This window comes from Arthrobacter sp. P1_B11 (genome assembly GCF_056406715.1).
In genome coordinates, this window is sequence record NZ_JBFTZQ010000012.1 from 93,512 (window position 1) to 110,110 (window position 16,599).

Below are 16,599 nucleotides of genomic sequence, written 5' to 3' on the forward strand. Positions count from 1 at the left end.
GGGCCTACGCCCGGACTGACTCCAGCTCGTTCGCGATCCGCCGCTCCAGCTCACCGGCGCTGATGGTCTGCGACCCGCCGTGCGCGCGCAGGAACAGCAGTGACTCAAGGCGCAGCAGCCGCCATTCGCGCTCGGCCTCATGGTTGGAATTGTCCATGGAGCGGAAGATTTCTTTGTCGTACAGGTTCGGCTCGTTCAGTGACCGCTGGCGCACCCGGGCCTGCATCCTGGCCTTAAATGGGTCATTTTCCTGGTTGTCCGGCGCGCGGAGCAGCTTCTCGTACACGGCCGCGCGGTCTTTCTGGCCGGTCTGGCGGCAGATGTAGGTGGACAGTGAGAGCGACGCTTCCACCGACGACCAACGGCCGGGGTTGCCGTCGAAGGGCAGCACGTTCAGGAGGTCGGCAACGGCGAGTGCGCCGTCCGTGTCCTTGAGCATGATGAAAAGCTCGTGGGCGAGGTCGCTGAGGTCCTTGAGGCAGCTGCCGGACTTCGTGTTGATGCCCTTGACCAGCTTGTCCGCCAGCAGCAGCACTCCAACGGAATCCGGATGCGCCTCTGCCACGGCCTCCACCACCGATTCAGGCGTCCCGGCGGGTTCCGGGATAAGTGCCAGGTCTTCGGCGCTTGGCCCGATCACCGCCGGCGTCGTGACCGGCAGGGGAGGTACGACGACGGCGGGAGGCGCCGGCGACGGAGCCGCCCCGCCGTTGGGGTGCTCAACGACCTGAAGCGGGGTGACGACATCGGACTCCTGGGCGGCACCGGGCTGGACCTCGGCGTCCTGGACTCCAGTGTCCCCGCCGTCCTCGACGCCGCCGTCCTCGACGCCGCCGTCCTGGACCCCGCCGTCCTGGACGCCGCCGACCGCGGACCCTGCCGGTCCCCCGGAAGCGGATTCTGCGCCGGCGATCCGGACCGACGAGCCGGCGGCAATCCGCAGCATGCCGCCGCCGGTGAGGGTCGCGAGGACGATGGCCGGCGTGCCGAAGTCATCGTTTTCGATTTCCACTGAGTGGACTTCGGCTGACCGCTGGCCGTCCGGCAGGAGAAGGTGGTCGCCCGTCTGCAAAGACCCAGCCTGCTGTGCGCGGTAGGTCTGGGCAGCTGGTTGGTGGTTCATCGGAGTCCTTAAGTTCTCTTGCGGTCCGCCCAACAGTCTACAAAGGAGGGAGTGCGAAGTCGGGGAGGCGGGACCCTCCGGGCGCTGTCAGCCGCCGACGCCGGCGTACGCCAGGGCCTGCCGCACAAGCGCTCCGCGGCCGCCGCTGAACTCAAGCTGGACGCCGTCGCTGAGCACTTCCTGGGGAGTCATCCAGGTGAGCTCCAGGGCATCCTGGCGCGGCTCGCACTCGCCGGTGACGGGGATGACGTAGGCAAGCGAGACGGCGTGCTGCCGGTCGTCGGTGAAGCCCGTGTGTGACGGCGCGGGAAAATATTCGGCCACAGTGAACGGCACCGGGCTGATGGGCAGCTGCGGGAACGCGAGCGGGCCGAGGTCCTTCTCCATGTGGCGCAGAAGTGCGGCGCGGATGGTTTCGCGGTAGAGCACGCGGCCGGAAACAAGCGAACGGACCATGGTCCCGTCCGCGTCCGCCTGCAGGAGCGTCCCCACCTCGTTCACGAATCCGAGCGGATCGAGCCGCACCGGCACGGCCTCCACATAGACCATGGGGAGCCGTCCGCGGGCCTCAAAGAGGTCCTCGTCGGAGAGCCAGCCGGGATTGGGGTCGGGGGTGCGCACGTTCATGGTTAAGTTCTACCGCATCACCACCCGTCCGGCCGCCGACGCGTGGGATCTCAGCTCTCAGCGGAGGCGCTTACGCAGATCTAAACACCGAGATCTCGCCCTTGGCGGCCGCAGCCCTAAACCCCGGGCTACGAACCGCGGGGAGCCCGCTTCGAGATCCAGAGCGTGGGCGGCATATGCGCGGCGGCAGCGGCGTCGCCGGCCACGTCCGGGTTGGCAACATGCAGCGAACGCCCGAAGGCTTCCTCGGTCACGCTGACCTCGTGCCCCGCCGCGGTGAGCCGGACACGCAAAGCATCCAGATCGCCGTCATACTCAAATCCGAAGCCGGACCGCGCTGGGCCCGAACCGGGGCGCACCATCAGCACCCCGCCGTTCTTGGCGGTGAAATCGGCGGTTTCATCGTCATCCGGGACGGGACGGAACCGGGCACCGATGCCCCTGAGCGTGTCGGCCGCCGAGGCGGTGTCTTCGGTGAACCAGACTGCGACGACGGACAACCCCGTATCGGCGTCGGCACATTGTGCGAAGTGGGCGGCTTTGTCTGCCATGAAAGTGAAGCCGTCCTCGCCCGTGATCCTGCAGGAGTCGCCGACATCCGGCGGGACCAGCTCGGCCGGAGTGTTTCCAGTCTCCGCCCCCGCCAGATTGGTGCGCCGGGCGAACTCCTCAAGATCGCCCACCTCGACGCCGAACGACGTGGTGCCGTCGTTCCCGGCACCGGCCGGGGCGTGCTGGAGCGCAATCCGGCCGGAACCGGCGTCGAACTCCCGCCAGGAGTCGTCGTCCAGTGTCTTGATCAGGCCCAGGTCCGTGAGGAGCCGCTCCCACGGTTCCATTCGGGATGTGAAGTGAACGGGGCGGACACGCAACATGGGCTCTCCTCGGATTCGGACACGGTGCTGTCATGGCCATAATGCCACGACTTGAATAGTCCGGCACGGGGCAGAATAGGCGCATGGGCGTTGAACTCGAGGAACTGCTGGTCCCGGATGCCGCCGCGTGGCGCGAGTGGCTGGAATTGAACCATTCACACAGCCCCGGCGTGTGGCTCGTCCTGCACAAAAAGGGCGGCACCGCCACGGAACTGGACTACGACGCTGCCCTCGATGAGGCGCTGTGCTACGGCTGGATCGACGGCCAGGTCAGGAAGCGCGACGGCGGCAGCTACTTTCAGCGCATGACGCGCCGCGGCCCGAAGAGCCCCTGGTCCGAGCGGAACGTGGGCCATGTTGCCAGGCTGGAAAGGGACGGGAAAGTGACCGCCGCCGGCCGGGCCGCCGTCGACTCTGCCAAAGCGGACGGCCGCTGGGAAGCGGCGTATTCGGGGCAGGCGACGGCGGAAGTCCCGGACGATCTTGCTGCCGCCATTGCTGCCGTCCCCGACGCGCAGGCGACCTTCGACGTCCTCACCTCGGTGAACCGCTACGCCCTCATCTACCGCACCAATTCGGTCAAGCAGGCCTCCACCCGGGAACGGAAAATCGCGGGTTTCGTGGAGATGCTGGCCCGCGGCGAGACCCCGTACCCGCAAAAGAGGCGCCCGGCAGGGCAGACCGGGGCATGACCCGGTCCGGGAAGGCAAAGGGCCCGCCGCGGTAAAATTGTTGCCACCCAACACGATCGGCGGACATGCAGAGGATTTCCCTACGGACGATGGGCCCCCGTGCCTTCTGGATCGCGGTGGCCGGCGTTTTGGTCCTCCTGCTGGCCGTCGCTGCCGCCGTCAACCTCGCCTCCGGCGCCCGGCAGGACGGGCAGAAAGGAACGGAGCCCGCACCCGCTCCCCCCGGCATCAGCCGGCCCGAGGGAGCCTCCCAGTTCCGCCCCGGCTACCACCTGACCCCCGCGAAGGAGTGGATGAACGATCCCCAGCGGCCGTTCCTGCTGGACGGGGTGTGGCACTACTACTACCTTTACAACGCCGACCATCCGGAGGGAAACGGCACCGAGTGGTATCACGTCACCAGCACCGACCTGGTGCACTGGAAGGACGAGGGCGTGGCCATCGAGAAGTTCAAGAACGGCCTGGGCGACGTCGAAACGGGCAGTGCCGTGGTGGACCACGACAATACGGCGGGCTTCGGCAAGGACGCCGTCATCGCCGTGCTGACCCAGCAGGACAAGGGCGTCCAGCGGCAGTCACTGTTCTACTCCACGGACAAGGGCTTTACTTTCAAGGCCTATGACCGCAACCCCGTCATGGACAACCCCGGGCAGCAGAACTGGCGGGACCCGAAAATCATCCGCGACGACGCCAACCGACAGTGGGTCATGGCCCTGGCCGAGGGCGAAAAAATCGGCTTCTACACCTCGAAGGACCTCAAGGACTGGCGGTACGCCTCAAGCTTCGAACGCAAGGGGCTGGGCGTGCTCGAGTGCCCGGATCTGTTCCAGCTGGATCTCGACGGTGATCCCGCCAAACGCACGTGGGTCCTGGCAGCCAGCGCCAACGGCTCCGAAGAGGGCCGGACCACCGGCGTGGCCTACTGGACCGGAAAGTGGGACGGGGCCGCGTTCACCGCGGCCGACGAAACACATCAATGGCTCGACGCCGGATCGGACTTCTACGCGGCCGTCACCTGGGATGATCCCCGCCTTCCGGCAGGCGAACGGATGGCCTCCCGCCACGCCACCGGCTGGATGAACAACTGGGACTACGCGCGCAAGCTGCCCACCACTGACTGGCAGGGCGGCGCCGATTCAATAGTGCGCGACATCCGCCTGAAGACGGTGCACGGCCGCCCCTCGCTGGTCTCGGCGCCCACCGCGTCCATGTCCGTCCTGGAAGGTACGCCGGAGACTGTGGGCGAACGGCAGGTCACGCCGAACGGCGCGGGCGAGCTGCCGGCTCCGAAGAGCGGCGCGTACCGGCTGGATGTGACCCTCGAACGGAGGCCGGACGACGACGGATCGGAAGCCCTCCTGAAGCTGACGAGCGGCTCCGCGGATTTCGCTACGGTCGGCTACAACTTCGAGGAGGGCAAGGCCTCGCTGTCCAGGGCTGCCGTGGTCCCCGGTGTGGAGGCGCTCGGACCGGTGTTCACGGACCGCAGGACTGCCGCCAGCCCGCCGCGCAACGGGACCGCTCCCGGCCGGGGAACGGTGGAGCTGACTCTTTTTGTGGACTATTCGTCAGTGGAAGTCTTCGTCAACGGCGGCGAGCAGACCCTGACCTCGCTGGTCTTCCCCCGGTCCGGCCAGCACACGCTCAGCACCACCACTTTCGGCGGAAGCGTGCTGCTGAAGTCGTTCAGGTACACGCCGCTGGCCGCGGCGCGCTAGGCTCAGGCGCGCTAGGCTCAGGCGCGCTAGGTCAGGCACGCTGGCCAGGGGCCCCTCTGGGCAGGCCCAAGGGTTGGTGGGATTTCGGCAGGCCCAATCAGCGGCTGGACGTTCAGTCGCCGGCGCCGTCGAGCGGAAATGCCACCGCTTCGCCCACCACGCGCAGGCACAGCTCGGTGCCGGGCTGGGCGATGGACGCGTTCCAGTGCCGGATGGTGATCACTTCGCCGCCGCCGGGGTAGCGGTGGTCCGGCATGGCGCCGGCGAGCTTCGGCGGTACGGCCAGTTTGAGCCGCACGGTGGTCTCGGGGCCGAAATAGTCGGTGTCCACCACCACGCCCCGGATGGGGCCGTCCTCGGCGATGCGGATCTGCTCCGGCCGGAGCATGAGCTGTACCCGGCCCTGGGCCGGCGGGCGCCGGACAGGAATGCCGCCCAGCGAGCAGGTGGCCAGGGAGCCTTCCATCCAGGCATCGAGGATGACGGCGTCGCCCAGGAATTCGGCGGTGGCACGGTCCGCCGGGCGGGTGTAGACGACGAACGGGTTGCCGATCTGCGCCAGCTTGCCGCCGCGCATCACGGCCACCTGGTCGGCGAAGGACAGGGCCTCCGCCTGGTCGTGCGTCACCAGGATGGTGGTCACGCCGGCCTCGTTGAGCACCTTGGCCACCGCACGGCGTGTGGCCACCCGGAGACCGGCATCCAGGGCGGAAAAAGGCTCGTCCAGCAGCATGAGCTCAGGCTCGCGGGCCAGCGCCCGTGCTAGGGCAACCCGTTGCTGCTGGCCCCCGGAGAGCTGGTGCGGCCGGCGCTTGGCCATGCCCGTGTCCAGTGAGACCATCTCCAGCAGTTCGTTGACCCGCGCGGTCACGGCGCGCCGCCCGCCGTCGAGCTTTGAGGCGCTGAGCCCGAAGGCGATGTTCTGGCCCACGGTCAAGTGCGGGAACAGGGCGCCGTCCTGGGCCACATACCCGACGTGGCGCTTGTGCGCGGGCTTCCACACGCCGTCGCCCGCAACCGGAGTGCCGTTCAGTGAAATGGTGCCGGTGCCGGGATGCTCAAAGCCGGCGATCAGGCGGAGCAGCGTGGTCTTGCCGGATCCGGAGGGTCCCACGATGGCGGTGGTGCCGCCCTTGGCCACGGACAGGTTGACGCCCTTGAGCACAGCCTGGGGGCCGAAGTTCTTGGTGACGCCGTCTATCACCAGGTGGCTGTTGGTGCTCGGCGCCACTGACGGCGAGATCCGGGGTTCCGGAAGCCTGGAGGGCGATTGTTCGGTCACTGTCCCGCTACTTTCTTGGACTGCTGGAAGAGCAAATAGGTCATGGGCGCCGAGATCACGATCATCAGCAGGGCGTAGGGCGCGGCGCCGGCGTAGTCGATTTCGCTGCTCTTGCTCCAGAACTCCGTGGCGAGCGTACGCGTGCCGTTGGGGGAGAGGAGGAGCGTGGCGGTCAGCTCGTTGGCGATTGCCAGGAAGACGAGTGCCGCACCGCCGGCGGCCGCCGGTGCGGTCAGGCGCAGAGTCACGCGGAGGAAGGACAGTAGCGGCGGGCTGCCGAGGGCCTGTGCGGCCTCGTCCAGCTCTTTGGGTGCCTGAGCCAGCCCGGCGCGGATGTTGACCAGGGCGCGCGGCAGGAACAGTAGGACATACGCGGCAATCAGCACGCCCGCCGTCTGGTAAAGATCGGGGATCAGCCGGATGCTGACGGTGACGAAGGCCAGGCCCACCACGATTCCCGGCATGGAGCTCGTCACGTAGTTGGACAGTTCCAGGGCCTTGCTGAACCAGCCGGCGTGGCGCACGGCCAGGTAGGCCATGGGGAACGCGACGGCGGTGGTTGCCACGGCGCCGGCCAGCCCATAGCCGAGCGTCTGGAGAAGGGCCGGCATGAACTCGCCGGCCGTCCAGATGTCGGCGCCCCCGGCGACGATCCAGCGCAGCACGAACAGCAGCGGCAGCCCGAACGCGAGGGCTGTCAGCGCCAGGAGGGCCAGCTGTGCGGGCAGCTGGTAGGTGCGCAGGGGGAGCCGCAGCGCCCTGGCCTGGGCGCCCGAGCCCACCCGCGCGTACCGCGCATTGCCGCGGCTGCGGACTTCAAGGAGCAGCAGGATCAGGCAGAAGAATACGAGCACACTGGCGAGCATGTTTCCGGCAGTGCCGTTGAACGTTGACCTGTACTGCACCATGATCGCCGTCGTGAAGGTGTCGAACCGGATCATGGCGAAGGCGCCGTATTCGGCGAGCAGGTGCAGCGAGACCAGGAGGGCGCCGCCGGTCATGGCGATCCGCAGCTGCGGCAGGACCACCCGGAAGAAGGCCCGCCAGGCGCCGAGCCCCAGCGACGCCGCGGACTGTTCCACCGCGGGGTCGAGCCGGCTGAGGGTCGCTGCGGCCGGAATGTACACGAGCGGGAAGTAGGACAGCGTGGCGATCAGCACGCCTGAGGACAGGCCCTCGAGCGACGGCACGGCAGACACCCACGCATAGCTGTTCACGAACGCGGGAATGGCCAGCGGAGCCGCGAGGAGCACAGCCCAGATTTTGTGGCCGCGCAGCTTGGTCCGTTCCACGAGCCAGGCGCCGCCCACGCCCAGGACCAGGCACAGCGGCACGGTGATAGAGATCAGCAGCACGGTGTTCAGCAACAGCTCGCCGACCCGCGGCCGGAAGATCAGCGCTGCTGCCGTGTCCCAGCCGGTGGCTGCCGTCATGAAGGCGACATAGCCCAGCGGGACAAGGGAAAACAGTGCGATCAGCACTGCGAGGACAACGACGGCGGATACGCCGAAAGGCGGGCGGGGGCGCTTGCCCCGGCCCGCCGTCGTCGTGCTTCCGGACGTAGCCGGYGCCGATGGATCGGTGATCACAGAATTACAGCAGTCCTGCCTTGGTCATCAGATCGGTGACCTTCTGGGAGTTAAGCTTGGCCGGGTCCACGGTGGGGGCCTGAAGATCCTTGATCGGGACCAGCTTCTCGTTGGCCGGGACGTCCGAGGCGATGGCGTACTCGAAGGACGTGCCCTTCTGCAGGATCTCCTGGCCCTTCTTGCCAGTGATGAACTTCAGAAAGGCCTGGGCCTTGTCGGCGTTCTTCGAGGATTTCAGCACGCCGCCGCCCGAGATCGAGAGGAAAGCGCCCGGGTCCTGGTTCTTGAAGTAGTACGGCGAGACGTTCTTCGAGTTCTCAGCCGTCTTGGCCTGGTCGCCGTAGTAGTAGTAGTGGTAGATCAGCGCGGATTCCACCTCGCCGGCGTTGACGGCCTTCATGGCGGTGCTGTTGCCCTTGTAGACCTTGGCATTGTCCTTCATGGCCTTGAGCCACTCGTCGGCCGCGGCCTCGCCCTTGAGTTCGACGAGGGCGGCAACGATGGCCTGGAAGTCGGCGCCGGACGGTGAAGCGGCCCACTTGCCCTTCCACTCCGGCTTGGCCAGATCCAGCATGGACTTCGGCAGCTTGTCCTCGGTCAGCTTTGTCTTGTCGTACACAAGGACGGTGGAGCGGGCAGCGATGCCCGTCCACTTGTTGGTGCTCGGACGGAACGCTTCGGGGACCTGGGCGACGGTGTCCTTGTCCACGTCAGCGAACAGGCCGGCGTTCTCCACCTGCGCCATCGCGGGGGAGTTCTCGGTGAGGAAGATATCCGCCGGGGAGGCCTGGCCCTCCTGGACGATCTGGTTGGACATCTCCGTGTCGTCACCCTGACGGAGGGTCACCTTGATGCCGGTTTCCTTGGTGAACTCGTCCACCCACTCCTGGGTGAGGCTTTCGTGCTGGGCGTTGTAGACCGTGATCTCGCCGTTGGTACCTGCCGCGGAGGACGTGCCGGACGGGGAGGCGCTGGAGCCGCAGGCCGACAGGCCGAGGGCTGCTGTGGCGGCGATTGCGATGCCGGCCAGCGCGTTGTTGCGGATCTTCATCGGGGCTTCTTTCTGCATAAGTCTGGTCGGACCGCAGTCCTTGTGAGCTGGGGAAGTTAGGTGAAGCTCACTCGAAAAACTGTAGGTTAGCCATACCTAAGCTACCAAGCCGCAAGCCTTGAAAGTGATAAGGATCACATCAATTACGTAACTGTTGCGTGACGTAATTCTCGGTCTCGTTGCTGGGTGGGGCTGCTCGGCGGGCCTACTGGGCGGCCGTGCCGGATTGCTTGCCGGCGGCTACTGCCGCCGCGGCTTCGAGGATCATCCAGGCCTGGAGCTGGGTGGAAAGTTCGACGGCGGCCCCCGGCGGATACGTGTCACTGGCCCGCCGACGCGGCTCCGAGGAGAAAAGCAGGCGCCCCTCCCCGCCGTGCCATGCGAGCGGCTCGGCGGGGGATACGGTCCTGCGGCCGTTCCAGAAGGCTTCGGCGGTGTCCGTGACCAGCCGGGCGGCGGTGGCCCGGGTGCCCTCCGGCAGCCGTCCGTCACGTGCGGCGAGCGCAAGGTAGCGCGTCAGGATCCCGGTGAACAGCCCGCCGTCGCCCGTTCCGTCGCAGCGGAGGACGGCACTGGCGCCGCCGGTGCCGTCGGTGCCCGGCGGCCCTTCCGCCGTGAGATGGCGAGCCACCGCATCCACCACCACGGCGGCGCGCTCCAGGTTTTTGGCGCCGCCGAGCTCCAGCAGGGCGCCGAGGACGGGCCCCTGGTTGTACGTGTAGATGGCACTCTCAAGGACTGTCTCGCCGGTCCTGCTGATCCGGAGGCCGTCCAGGTAGAGGCCGCGTACGGAATCGAAGAGCCTGGCGTCGAGCCAGTCCAGCAGCGCCTGGGCCCTGGCCGGGTTGCCGGTGCGTGCATAGTAGAGCGCCACCGGTGCCGTGGCCGGGGTGTTCTTGAAGTCCCGCTTCTTGCTCCAGAACGTGCCGCCGCCAAGGTCGTCGGTGGAGGCCGAGTCGAACTGGAGCGTCAGGCTCTTGCGGATCCGGGCGTCGCGGCGGCGGGTTGGCCTGCGGCTCTCCTCGGCCAGCTTCTCCAGCCGGAGGGTGGACAGGGCCAGCCAGGCCATGTCGTCGTAATAGCTGTTGACGAACGTCAGGAAGTTCCGCAGGCGGATGCCGGTCACCAGGCGGGACGCGAGCTGGCCGGCGCCGGGGCGGTGTTCGCCGTCGAACCGGGCCGGAGGCTGGCCGGCGGTGCCGAGTTCGCGGCGGCCGGTGTCCACAAGGCAGTCCACGTAATGCGCCTGCCACCAGTAATGCCACGGCCGGACGAGGTTCCGAAGGCGCCCCGAGGGGCGGGTGATGGCGGCGATGTGGGTTCCGGGCAGGAAGAACAGCCTCTGGCCGAATATGTGGGTGACCGACCGCGCGGCCTCATTGGCGCGGCCGGCCCAGTCTGTTGGCGTGCCGGACTTCCCGGGACTGGGCCGGTCCTCAGGGGCGGCGGAAGCGTCGAACTGGGTCATCCCGCCAGCCTAGCGAATGCTGCGAAAGGTGCGCCCGGGGTTGCTTTCAGTTAACATTCACTAACTAATGTTCGCCGCCGGTCGCCGGTTTCCGCATCAAGGAGGATGTATGGACATCAAGGGTTCTGTCGCGCTAATCACGGGCGGGGCGTCCGGACTCGGCGCTGCCACGGCCCGTCGGCTGTTCGACGCCGGCGCATCAGTGGTGCTCGCGGACCTCGGCTCCTCTGCCGGCGCGTCTTACGCCGGTGAGCTGAACGCCAGCCGCGCTGCGGGCGCCGCAGGCGGCGGGAACACTGTCGTCTTCGCCCCCACCGACGTAACCGACGAGGCCCAGGTGCAGGCCGCCGTCGACGCCGCCGTGGCGCTGGGTCCGCTGCGGATCGTGGTGAACTGCGCCGGTATCGCGACCCCTGGCAAGGTTCTGGGCCGCGACGGCGTCCTGCCGCTGGAGACCTTCAACCGCGTCATCCAGATCAACCTGGTGGGCACTTTCAATGTGGTGCGCCTGGCCGCCGCGGCGATGGCTGCCACGGAGCCTGCGGTCACCGGGCTGGGCGGGGAAGAGCGCGGCGTCATCATCAACACGGCCTCTGTTGCCGCGTTCGACGGACAGATCGGCCAGCCGGCCTATGCCGCATCGAAGGGTGCCGTGGCCGCCATGACCCTGCCGCTGGCCCGGGAACTGGCCCGATCGCTGATCCGTGTGGTGACCATTGCGCCAGGCATCTTTGAGACGCCCATGATGGCCGGATTGCCGGCAGAGGCCCAGGAGTCACTCGGGAAGCAGGTGCCGCATCCGTCCCGGCTGGGCCGGCCCGCCGAGTACGCCAACCTCGCCGCGCACATCATTGACAACGCCATGCTGAACGGCGAAACCATCCGCCTCGACGGTGCCATCCGGATGGGCCCGAAATGACGCCGCTGACCGCCCTCGAAACCCTGCCCACGGCAGACTTCTTCGACTACGAATCCCTGCTCAGCGCTCCGGAACAGCGCAAGCTCAGTGAGCTGCGGGAGTTCCTCGCTGCCGAGATTGCCCCGTACGCGGCGGAGTGGTGGAACAAGGCCGAATTTCCGTCGCACCTCCTGCCGAAGCTCGCCGCGCTGGAGCTCAGCACCCCGGCCCAGCGTGGCTACAGCAACCTGTTCGCGGGGCTGGTGATCGCTGAAATTACCCGCGTGGACACCTCAATCGCCACTTTCTTCCTTGTCCACCACGATCTCTTCGTGGAATCGCTCTACGAATTCGGCTCGGAGGACCAGCGGAGCCGGCTTCTCGACGACGCTTCGAACCTTCGCACCACCGGCGCGTTCGCGCTGACCGAGCCGGAGCACGGCTCCGACGTCGCCGGCGGCATGGAGACCAGGGCCCGCCGGGTGGTCGGAGGGGCGGACCACGGCGGCGACTGCTGGGTGCTTAACGGCGCCAAACGCTGGATCGGCAACGGGACGTTCTGTGACTACATGCTGGTCTGGGCACGCGACGAGGCCGACGGCGCAATCCGAGGCTTCATCGTGGACGCGGGCCTCCCCGGTGTGAGCCGGAGCAGGATCGAGAACAAGATCGCACTGCGGACCGTGCAGAACGCCGACATCCTGTTCGAGGACGTCCGTGTTCTCGAGGCGGACCGCTTTGCCGGCATCAACAGCTTCGCGGATACGAACGCCCTGCTGCGCGGATCGCGGATCAGCGTGGCATGGCAGGCGGTAGGGCAGCAGCTGGCGGCGTTCGACGTCGCCCGGCAGTACGCCGTCGAACGCCGGCAATTCGGGCGCCCGCTCGCGAAGTTCCAGCTCATCCAGCAGCAGCTGGTGTCGATGCTGGGCAATGCCGTGGCGAGCATGGGCATGATGGTACGGATCGCGCAGCTGCAGGACCTGGGTGCCGCGGACATGGCACAGGTGGCCCTGGCCAAGTCCTACACGAGTGCCAGGATGCGCGAGACGGTGGCCATGGGGCGGTCCGTCCTTGGCGGCAACGGGATCGTCACGGACTACCGGATGGCCAAGATCTTCGCCGACGCCGAAGCGATCTACACCTACGAGGGCTCCTACGAGATCAACACGCTCATCGTGGGCCGCGCCTTGACAGGGGTGTCCGCGATCGCCTGACGCTCAGGGGTCGGGCTGTTTTTCGCCCGCTTCGATCCGGACGTCGAGGCTGTTGTTCTTCACCGGCATCGGGCACGTCCCGTAGGGCGTGAAGGCGCTGGGGTAGTTGATGGCGCGGTTGAAATCAAGGATCACCGAGCTGTCAGGCCGGGGCCGGGCCGTGGACACCTTGCGCCACTCGTCGGTGGTGTCCCCGTTGGTCTCGTCGTGGAATGTGACGGTCAGGGCGCCGAGCTTCTCCTCTTCTGCATGGAGCCGGTACTCGTGGTCCTTTCCGGGCAGCCGAAAGACGAGTTCGCCAACACTCCTGTGCACGCCGTCCACCAGCGGGTTGGCCGTGGCGATCGGAACGTCCTCCGGCTCGGGAAACGCCTCGAACCGGGCCTCGACCACCAGGTCCGGGCGGTAGTCGAAGGTCGGCACGCCGTCGAACCCGGTGAAAACCGGCGACTGTGCATCCCGGGTGCGGATGGCATATTTGTCCGCACGCATGGCCAGTTCCACCACCACCTGCGTGCCGTCCGCGCCACCGAACTGCACCCACATCAGCGACTCCTCATCCGCGAGCCGTGCGGTGACGGTGCCGTCGACGGGCCCGCCGGTCTCCACGAACGTCAGCCCGTCGGCCGCCACTGCGGTGAGTGTCGCCGTCGTGCCGTCCGCTGACCACAGGCCCGGGGCGAGTTCGACGGCGGAGGGCTGGCTTTCCAGCCACTGGAACGACGTGAGCGTGAGCCAGCCGTGCCTGGAGGCGAGGGCGGTGTTGCGGCTGTTCCGGAAGCGGTGCCAGCGTTCCAGCTGGGCATCTGGGGCGGTGCTCATGGTTCCTCCAACGGTGAGTGGCTGCCTGTACAACCTTAAGCGGAGGCACGTCATTCCGCCCTTACCCCGCCCGCCCCGACCACTTCAAGGACGCGACGGCATCTGAGACATATTCCCGGCTGCAGCACGCTCCGGGTAACATTCCATAGGAACAAGTAACCCGGCTCACAGTATCCAGCGCAGTGTACGAGCCAAGTCCGAACCCTCGAAAGATAGTTTCCATGGCTGACACTGCAATGAATTCCGAAACAGATCTCGCCGCAGAACTCCGTGCGGACGTGCGCCGCGTCTCCACCCTGCTGGGTGAATCGCTGGTCCGCCAGCACGGCCCCGAGCTCCTGGATCTCGTGGAGCAGGTGCGCCTGCTGACCAAAGAATCCAAGGAGGCCGCCCGTGGCGGTGCGGATGCCACCGGTCCATGGAGCGCGCACGACGTCGTTGCCCAGGTCCGCGAGTTGCTCGCCTCCCTGCCGCTTGAGCAGGCGACCGACCTGGTCCGCGCCTTTGCCTTTTACTTCCACCTGGCCAACGCCGCTGAACAGGTCCACCGGGTCCGCGGCCTGCGCACGCGGCAGGAGAAGGACGGCTGGCTCGCCAAGGCCGTCGCCGACATCGCCGGCCAGGCCGGCCCGGCCGTGCTGCAGGAAGTGGTCAACGAACTGGACGTGCGGCCCATCTTCACTGCCCACCCCACCGAGGCCTCCCGCCGTTCGGTGCTGGACAAGATCCGCAAGCTCTCCGATGTGCTGGCCGAGCCCACGGCGGAGGGCACCACTGCCCGCCGCCGGCAGGACCGCCAGCTGTCCGAGATGATCGACCAGATGTGGCAGACGGACGAGCTCCGCCAGGTCCGGCCCACCCCGGTGGACGAGGCCCGCAACGCCATCTACTACCTCAACAGCATCCTCACCGACGCCCTGCCCGAGATGCTCACGGATCTGTCCGCACTCCTCGGCGAGCACGGCGTCACCCTGCCTGCCCAGAACGCCCCGATCAGGTTCGGTTCGTGGATCGGCGGCGACCGCGACGGCAACCCCAATGTCACCGCGGCCGTGACCCACGACATCCTCCAGCTGCAGAACCAGAACGCCGTCCGGATCAGCATTGCCATGCTTGACGAGCTCATCTCGATCCTGTCCAACTCCACGGCCCTGGCCGGCGCGGACCAGGCGCTGCTCGATTCGATCGACGCGGACCTCGCGAAGCTGCCCGGCCTGGACCGGCGCATCCTCGAGCTCAACGCCCAGGAGCCCTACCGGCTCAAGCTGACCTGCATTAAGGCCAAGCTCATTAACACGGGCAAGCGGGTGTCGGCAGGATCGGCGCACCAGTCCGGCCGCGACTACACCTCCACCGAGGAGCTCATCTCCGAGCTGGAGCTGCTGGAACTCTCGCTGCGGAACCACTCGGCGTCGCTCGTCGCGGATGGTGCCCTGGCCCGCGTCCGGCGCGCCATCGCCTCCTTCGGCCTGCACCTGGCCACCCTGGACATCCGCGAGCACGCCGACCACCACCATGACGCCGTCGGGCAGCTCATGGACCGCCTGGGCGGCCCTGGCATCCGGTACGCCGAACTGACGCGCGGCGAGCGTCTTGAGGTGCTGAGCGCGGAACTGGCGTCCCGCCGTCCGCTGTCCGGCCACCCGATTAAGCTCGACGGCGTTGCTGACGGCACGTACGACGTCTTCCGCGAGATCCGGCGCGCCCTGCGCACCTACGGCCCCGATGTCATCGAGACGTACATCATCTCCATGACCCGCGGCGCGGACGACGTCCTTGCCGCTGCCGTCCTGGCACGTGAGGCCGGGCTGGTCAGCCTCTTCGGCGACGCCCCGTACGCAAAGATCGGCTTCGCCCCGCTGCTCGAAACCGTGGAGGAACTGCGGGCCTCCGCGGAGATCGTGGACCAGCTGCTGTCCGATCCCTCCTACCGCGAACTTGTCCGCCTGCGCGGCGATGTCCAGGAAGTCATGCTGGGCTACTCGGACTCCAACAAGGAGTCCGGTGTGATGACCAGCCAGTGGGAGATCCACAAGACCCAGCGCAAGCTCCGCGACATCGCTGCCAAGCACGGCGTCCGCGTCCGCCTCTTCCACGGCCGCGGCGGATCCGTCGGCCGCGGCGGCGGGCCCACGTACGACGCAATCATGGCCCAGCCCAACGGCGTGCTCGAGGGTGAAATCAAGTTCACCGAACAGGGCGAAGTCATCTCGGACAAGTACTCGCTGCCGGAACTGGCCCGCGAGAACCTGGAGCTGTCGCTGGCCGCCGTCATGCAGGGTTCCGCGCTGCACCGCACCCCGCGGACGTCCGATGACCAGCGTGAGCGCTTCGGGCACGTCATGGAGACCATCTCCGACGCCGCCTTTGCCCGTTACCGCAGCCTGATCGATCACCCCGACCTGCCGGCGTACTTCATGGCCTCCACGCCCGTGGAGCAGCTCGGCTCACTCAACATCGGTTCCCGCCCGTCCAAGCGCCCCGACTCGGGCGCCGGCCTCGGCGGCCTGCGGGCCATCCCGTGGGTGTTCGGCTGGACCCAGTCCCGGCAGATCGTGCCCGGCTGGTTCGGCGTGGGCTCCGGCCTGAAGGCTGCCCGCGAGGCCGGCAACTCAGGCCAGCTCGTGGAGATGATGGAAGGCTGGCACTTCTTCCGCTCGGTGCTCTCCAACGTGGAGATGACGCTTGCCAAGACGGACATGGACATTGCCGGCTACTACGTGGACACCCTGGTTCCCCCGGAACTGCACCACCTGTTCCGCGCCATCCGCGAGGAGTACGAACTCACGGTCACGGAAATCCAGAACCTCACCGGCGAGAACGTGCTCCTGGACGCCCAGCCCACGCTCAAGCGGTCACTGGAAATCCGCGACCAGTACCTCGACCCCATTAGCTACCTCCAGGTGGAACTACTGCGCCGTGTGAGGGCCGAAGGGACCAGCATTTCCGGTGCCGAGATCGACGAGCGCCTCCAGCGGGCCATGCTCATCACCGTCAACGGAGTCGCGGCCGGCCTGCGCAACACGGGGTAGCGCCGGGCGTTCAACCACCGACGCTCTCTCACTTCCTGCTGTCTTTTCCCAACGCTCTCTCACTTCCTGCCGTCTTTTCCCAAACGCTCTCTCACTTCCTGCCGTCTTTTCCCAAACGCTCTCTCACCCGGTGAGAGAGCGTTTGGGTTTTTGGTGCGGTAGGTGAGAGAGCGTTTGGGTTTTTGGTGCGGTAGGTGAGAGAGCG

General features: G+C 67.3%; 13 protein-coding genes. 5 read left to right on the forward strand and 8 right to left on the reverse strand.

Annotated elements, in window-relative coordinates:
• Positions 1-4 precede the first annotated feature (4 nt).
• From AC1D14_RS12150 to AC1D14_RS12160, 3 genes are all read right to left on the reverse strand, one after another.
• Positions 5-1,123, reverse strand: a complete 1,119-nt coding sequence (locus AC1D14_RS12150; protein ID WP_230120488.1) for a DUF6707 family protein — start codon at positions 1,121-1,123, stop codon at positions 5-7.
• A gap of 87 nt (positions 1,124-1,210) precedes the next feature.
• Positions 1,211-1,750 carry an NUDIX hydrolase family protein gene (locus tag AC1D14_RS12155; protein ID WP_230120490.1) on the reverse strand — a complete coding sequence of 180 codons (540 nt, stop codon included), beginning with the start codon at positions 1,748-1,750 and terminating at the stop codon, positions 1,211-1,213.
• 128 nt (positions 1,751-1,878) lie between these two features.
• Positions 1,879-2,625 (reverse strand): VOC family protein, encoded by a 747-nt coding sequence (locus tag AC1D14_RS12160; RefSeq protein ID WP_230120492.1) that lies wholly within the window; start codon positions 2,623-2,625, stop codon positions 1,879-1,881.
• An 83-nt stretch (positions 2,626-2,708) separates the two neighbouring features.
• Between AC1D14_RS12160 and AC1D14_RS12165 the strand changes: the two genes are divergently transcribed.
• Both AC1D14_RS12165 and AC1D14_RS12170 read left to right on the forward strand, forming a co-directional pair.
• A complete protein-coding gene (locus AC1D14_RS12165; RefSeq protein ID WP_230120494.1) occupies positions 2,709-3,317 on the forward strand; it encodes a YdeI/OmpD-associated family protein in 609 nt (202 codons plus the stop codon).
• Positions 3,318-3,406: 89 nt separating this feature from the next.
• Positions 3,407-5,035 (forward strand): glycoside hydrolase family 32 protein, encoded by a 1,629-nt coding sequence (locus AC1D14_RS12170; RefSeq protein WP_230120496.1) that lies wholly within the window; start codon positions 3,407-3,409, stop codon positions 5,033-5,035.
• Between the two features lie 112 nt (positions 5,036-5,147).
• Here AC1D14_RS12170 and AC1D14_RS12175 read toward each other — a convergent pair whose 3' ends face one another.
• The 4 genes from AC1D14_RS12175 to AC1D14_RS12190 form a co-directional block, all read right to left on the reverse strand.
• Positions 5,148-6,317, reverse strand: coding sequence for an ABC transporter ATP-binding protein (locus AC1D14_RS12175; protein WP_230120498.1), 1,170 nt, complete (start codon positions 6,315-6,317; stop codon positions 5,148-5,150).
• Positions 6,314-7,906, reverse strand: coding sequence for an ABC transporter permease (locus tag AC1D14_RS12180; RefSeq protein ID WP_230120500.1), 1,593 nt, complete (start codon positions 7,904-7,906; stop codon positions 6,314-6,316). Before AC1D14_RS12180 ends, AC1D14_RS12175 begins: the two co-directional genes overlap by 4 nt.
• Positions 7,907-7,910: 4 nt before the next feature.
• Complete coding sequence (locus tag AC1D14_RS12185) at positions 7,911-8,957, reverse strand: iron ABC transporter substrate-binding protein (RefSeq protein WP_230120501.1); 1,047 nt, start codon at positions 8,955-8,957, stop codon at positions 7,911-7,913.
• A gap of 205 nt (positions 8,958-9,162) precedes the next feature.
• Positions 9,163-10,425, reverse strand: a complete 1,263-nt coding sequence (locus AC1D14_RS12190; protein ID WP_230120503.1) for a glycoside hydrolase family 76 protein — start codon at positions 10,423-10,425, stop codon at positions 9,163-9,165.
• Between the two features lie 109 nt (positions 10,426-10,534).
• Between AC1D14_RS12190 and AC1D14_RS12195 the strand changes: the two genes are divergently transcribed.
• Both AC1D14_RS12195 and AC1D14_RS12200 read left to right on the forward strand, forming a co-directional pair.
• On the forward strand, positions 10,535-11,344 hold the full coding sequence (locus AC1D14_RS12195) for an SDR family NAD(P)-dependent oxidoreductase (RefSeq protein WP_230120510.1): 810 nt from the start codon (positions 10,535-10,537) through the stop codon (positions 11,342-11,344).
• Positions 11,341-12,540 carry an acyl-CoA dehydrogenase family protein gene (locus AC1D14_RS12200; RefSeq protein WP_230120512.1) on the forward strand — a complete coding sequence of 400 codons (1,200 nt, stop codon included), beginning with the start codon at positions 11,341-11,343 and terminating at the stop codon, positions 12,538-12,540. Before AC1D14_RS12195 ends, AC1D14_RS12200 begins: the two co-directional genes overlap by 4 nt.
• Before the next feature lie 3 nt (positions 12,541-12,543).
• Here the strand turns inward: AC1D14_RS12200 and AC1D14_RS12205 are convergent, their stop codons facing one another.
• On the reverse strand, positions 12,544-13,362 hold the full coding sequence (locus AC1D14_RS12205) for a DUF1684 domain-containing protein (RefSeq protein WP_230120514.1): 819 nt from the start codon (positions 13,360-13,362) through the stop codon (positions 12,544-12,546).
• Between the two features lie 221 nt (positions 13,363-13,583).
• Between AC1D14_RS12205 and ppc the strand changes: the two genes are divergently transcribed.
• Positions 13,584-16,394 (forward strand): phosphoenolpyruvate carboxylase, encoded by a 2,811-nt coding sequence (gene ppc / locus AC1D14_RS12210; RefSeq protein ID WP_230118760.1) that lies wholly within the window; start codon positions 13,584-13,586, stop codon positions 16,392-16,394.
• Positions 16,395-16,599 lie beyond the last annotated feature (205 nt).

What these genes read in the sequence shown, in the direction of transcription:
- AC1D14_RS12155 (WP_230120490.1), bottom strand. Translation starts at nt 1,750, where the DNA reads ATGAACGTGCGCACCCCCGACCCCAATCCCGGCTGGCTCTCCGACGAG.
- AC1D14_RS12190 (WP_230120503.1), bottom strand. Translation starts at nt 10,425, where the DNA reads ATGACCCAGTTCGACGCTTCCGCCGCCCCTGAGGACCGGCCCAGTCCC.
- AC1D14_RS12205 (WP_230120514.1), bottom strand. Translation starts at nt 13,362, where the DNA reads ATGAGCACCGCCCCAGATGCCCAGCTGGAACGCTGGCACCGCTTCCGG.
- AC1D14_RS12185 (WP_230120501.1), bottom strand. Translation starts at nt 8,957, where the DNA reads ATGAAGATCCGCAACAACGCGCTGGCCGGCATCGCAATCGCCGCCACA.
- AC1D14_RS12150 (WP_230120488.1), bottom strand. Translation starts at nt 1,123, where the DNA reads ATGAACCACCAACCAGCTGCCCAGACCTACCGCGCACAGCAGGCTGGG.
- AC1D14_RS12165 (WP_230120494.1), top strand. Translation starts at nt 2,709, where the DNA reads ATGGGCGTTGAACTCGAGGAACTGCTGGTCCCGGATGCCGCCGCGTGG.
- AC1D14_RS12195 (WP_230120510.1), top strand. Translation starts at nt 10,535, where the DNA reads ATGGACATCAAGGGTTCTGTCGCGCTAATCACGGGCGGGGCGTCCGGA.
- AC1D14_RS12160 (WP_230120492.1), bottom strand. Translation starts at nt 2,625, where the DNA reads ATGTTGCGTGTCCGCCCCGTTCACTTCACATCCCGAATGGAACCGTGG.
- AC1D14_RS12200 (WP_230120512.1), top strand. Translation starts at nt 11,341, where the DNA reads ATGACGCCGCTGACCGCCCTCGAAACCCTGCCCACGGCAGACTTCTTC.
- ppc (WP_230118760.1), top strand. Translation starts at nt 13,584, where the DNA reads ATGGCTGACACTGCAATGAATTCCGAAACAGATCTCGCCGCAGAACTC.
- AC1D14_RS12170 (WP_230120496.1), top strand. Translation starts at nt 3,407, where the DNA reads ATGGGCCCCCGTGCCTTCTGGATCGCGGTGGCCGGCGTTTTGGTCCTC.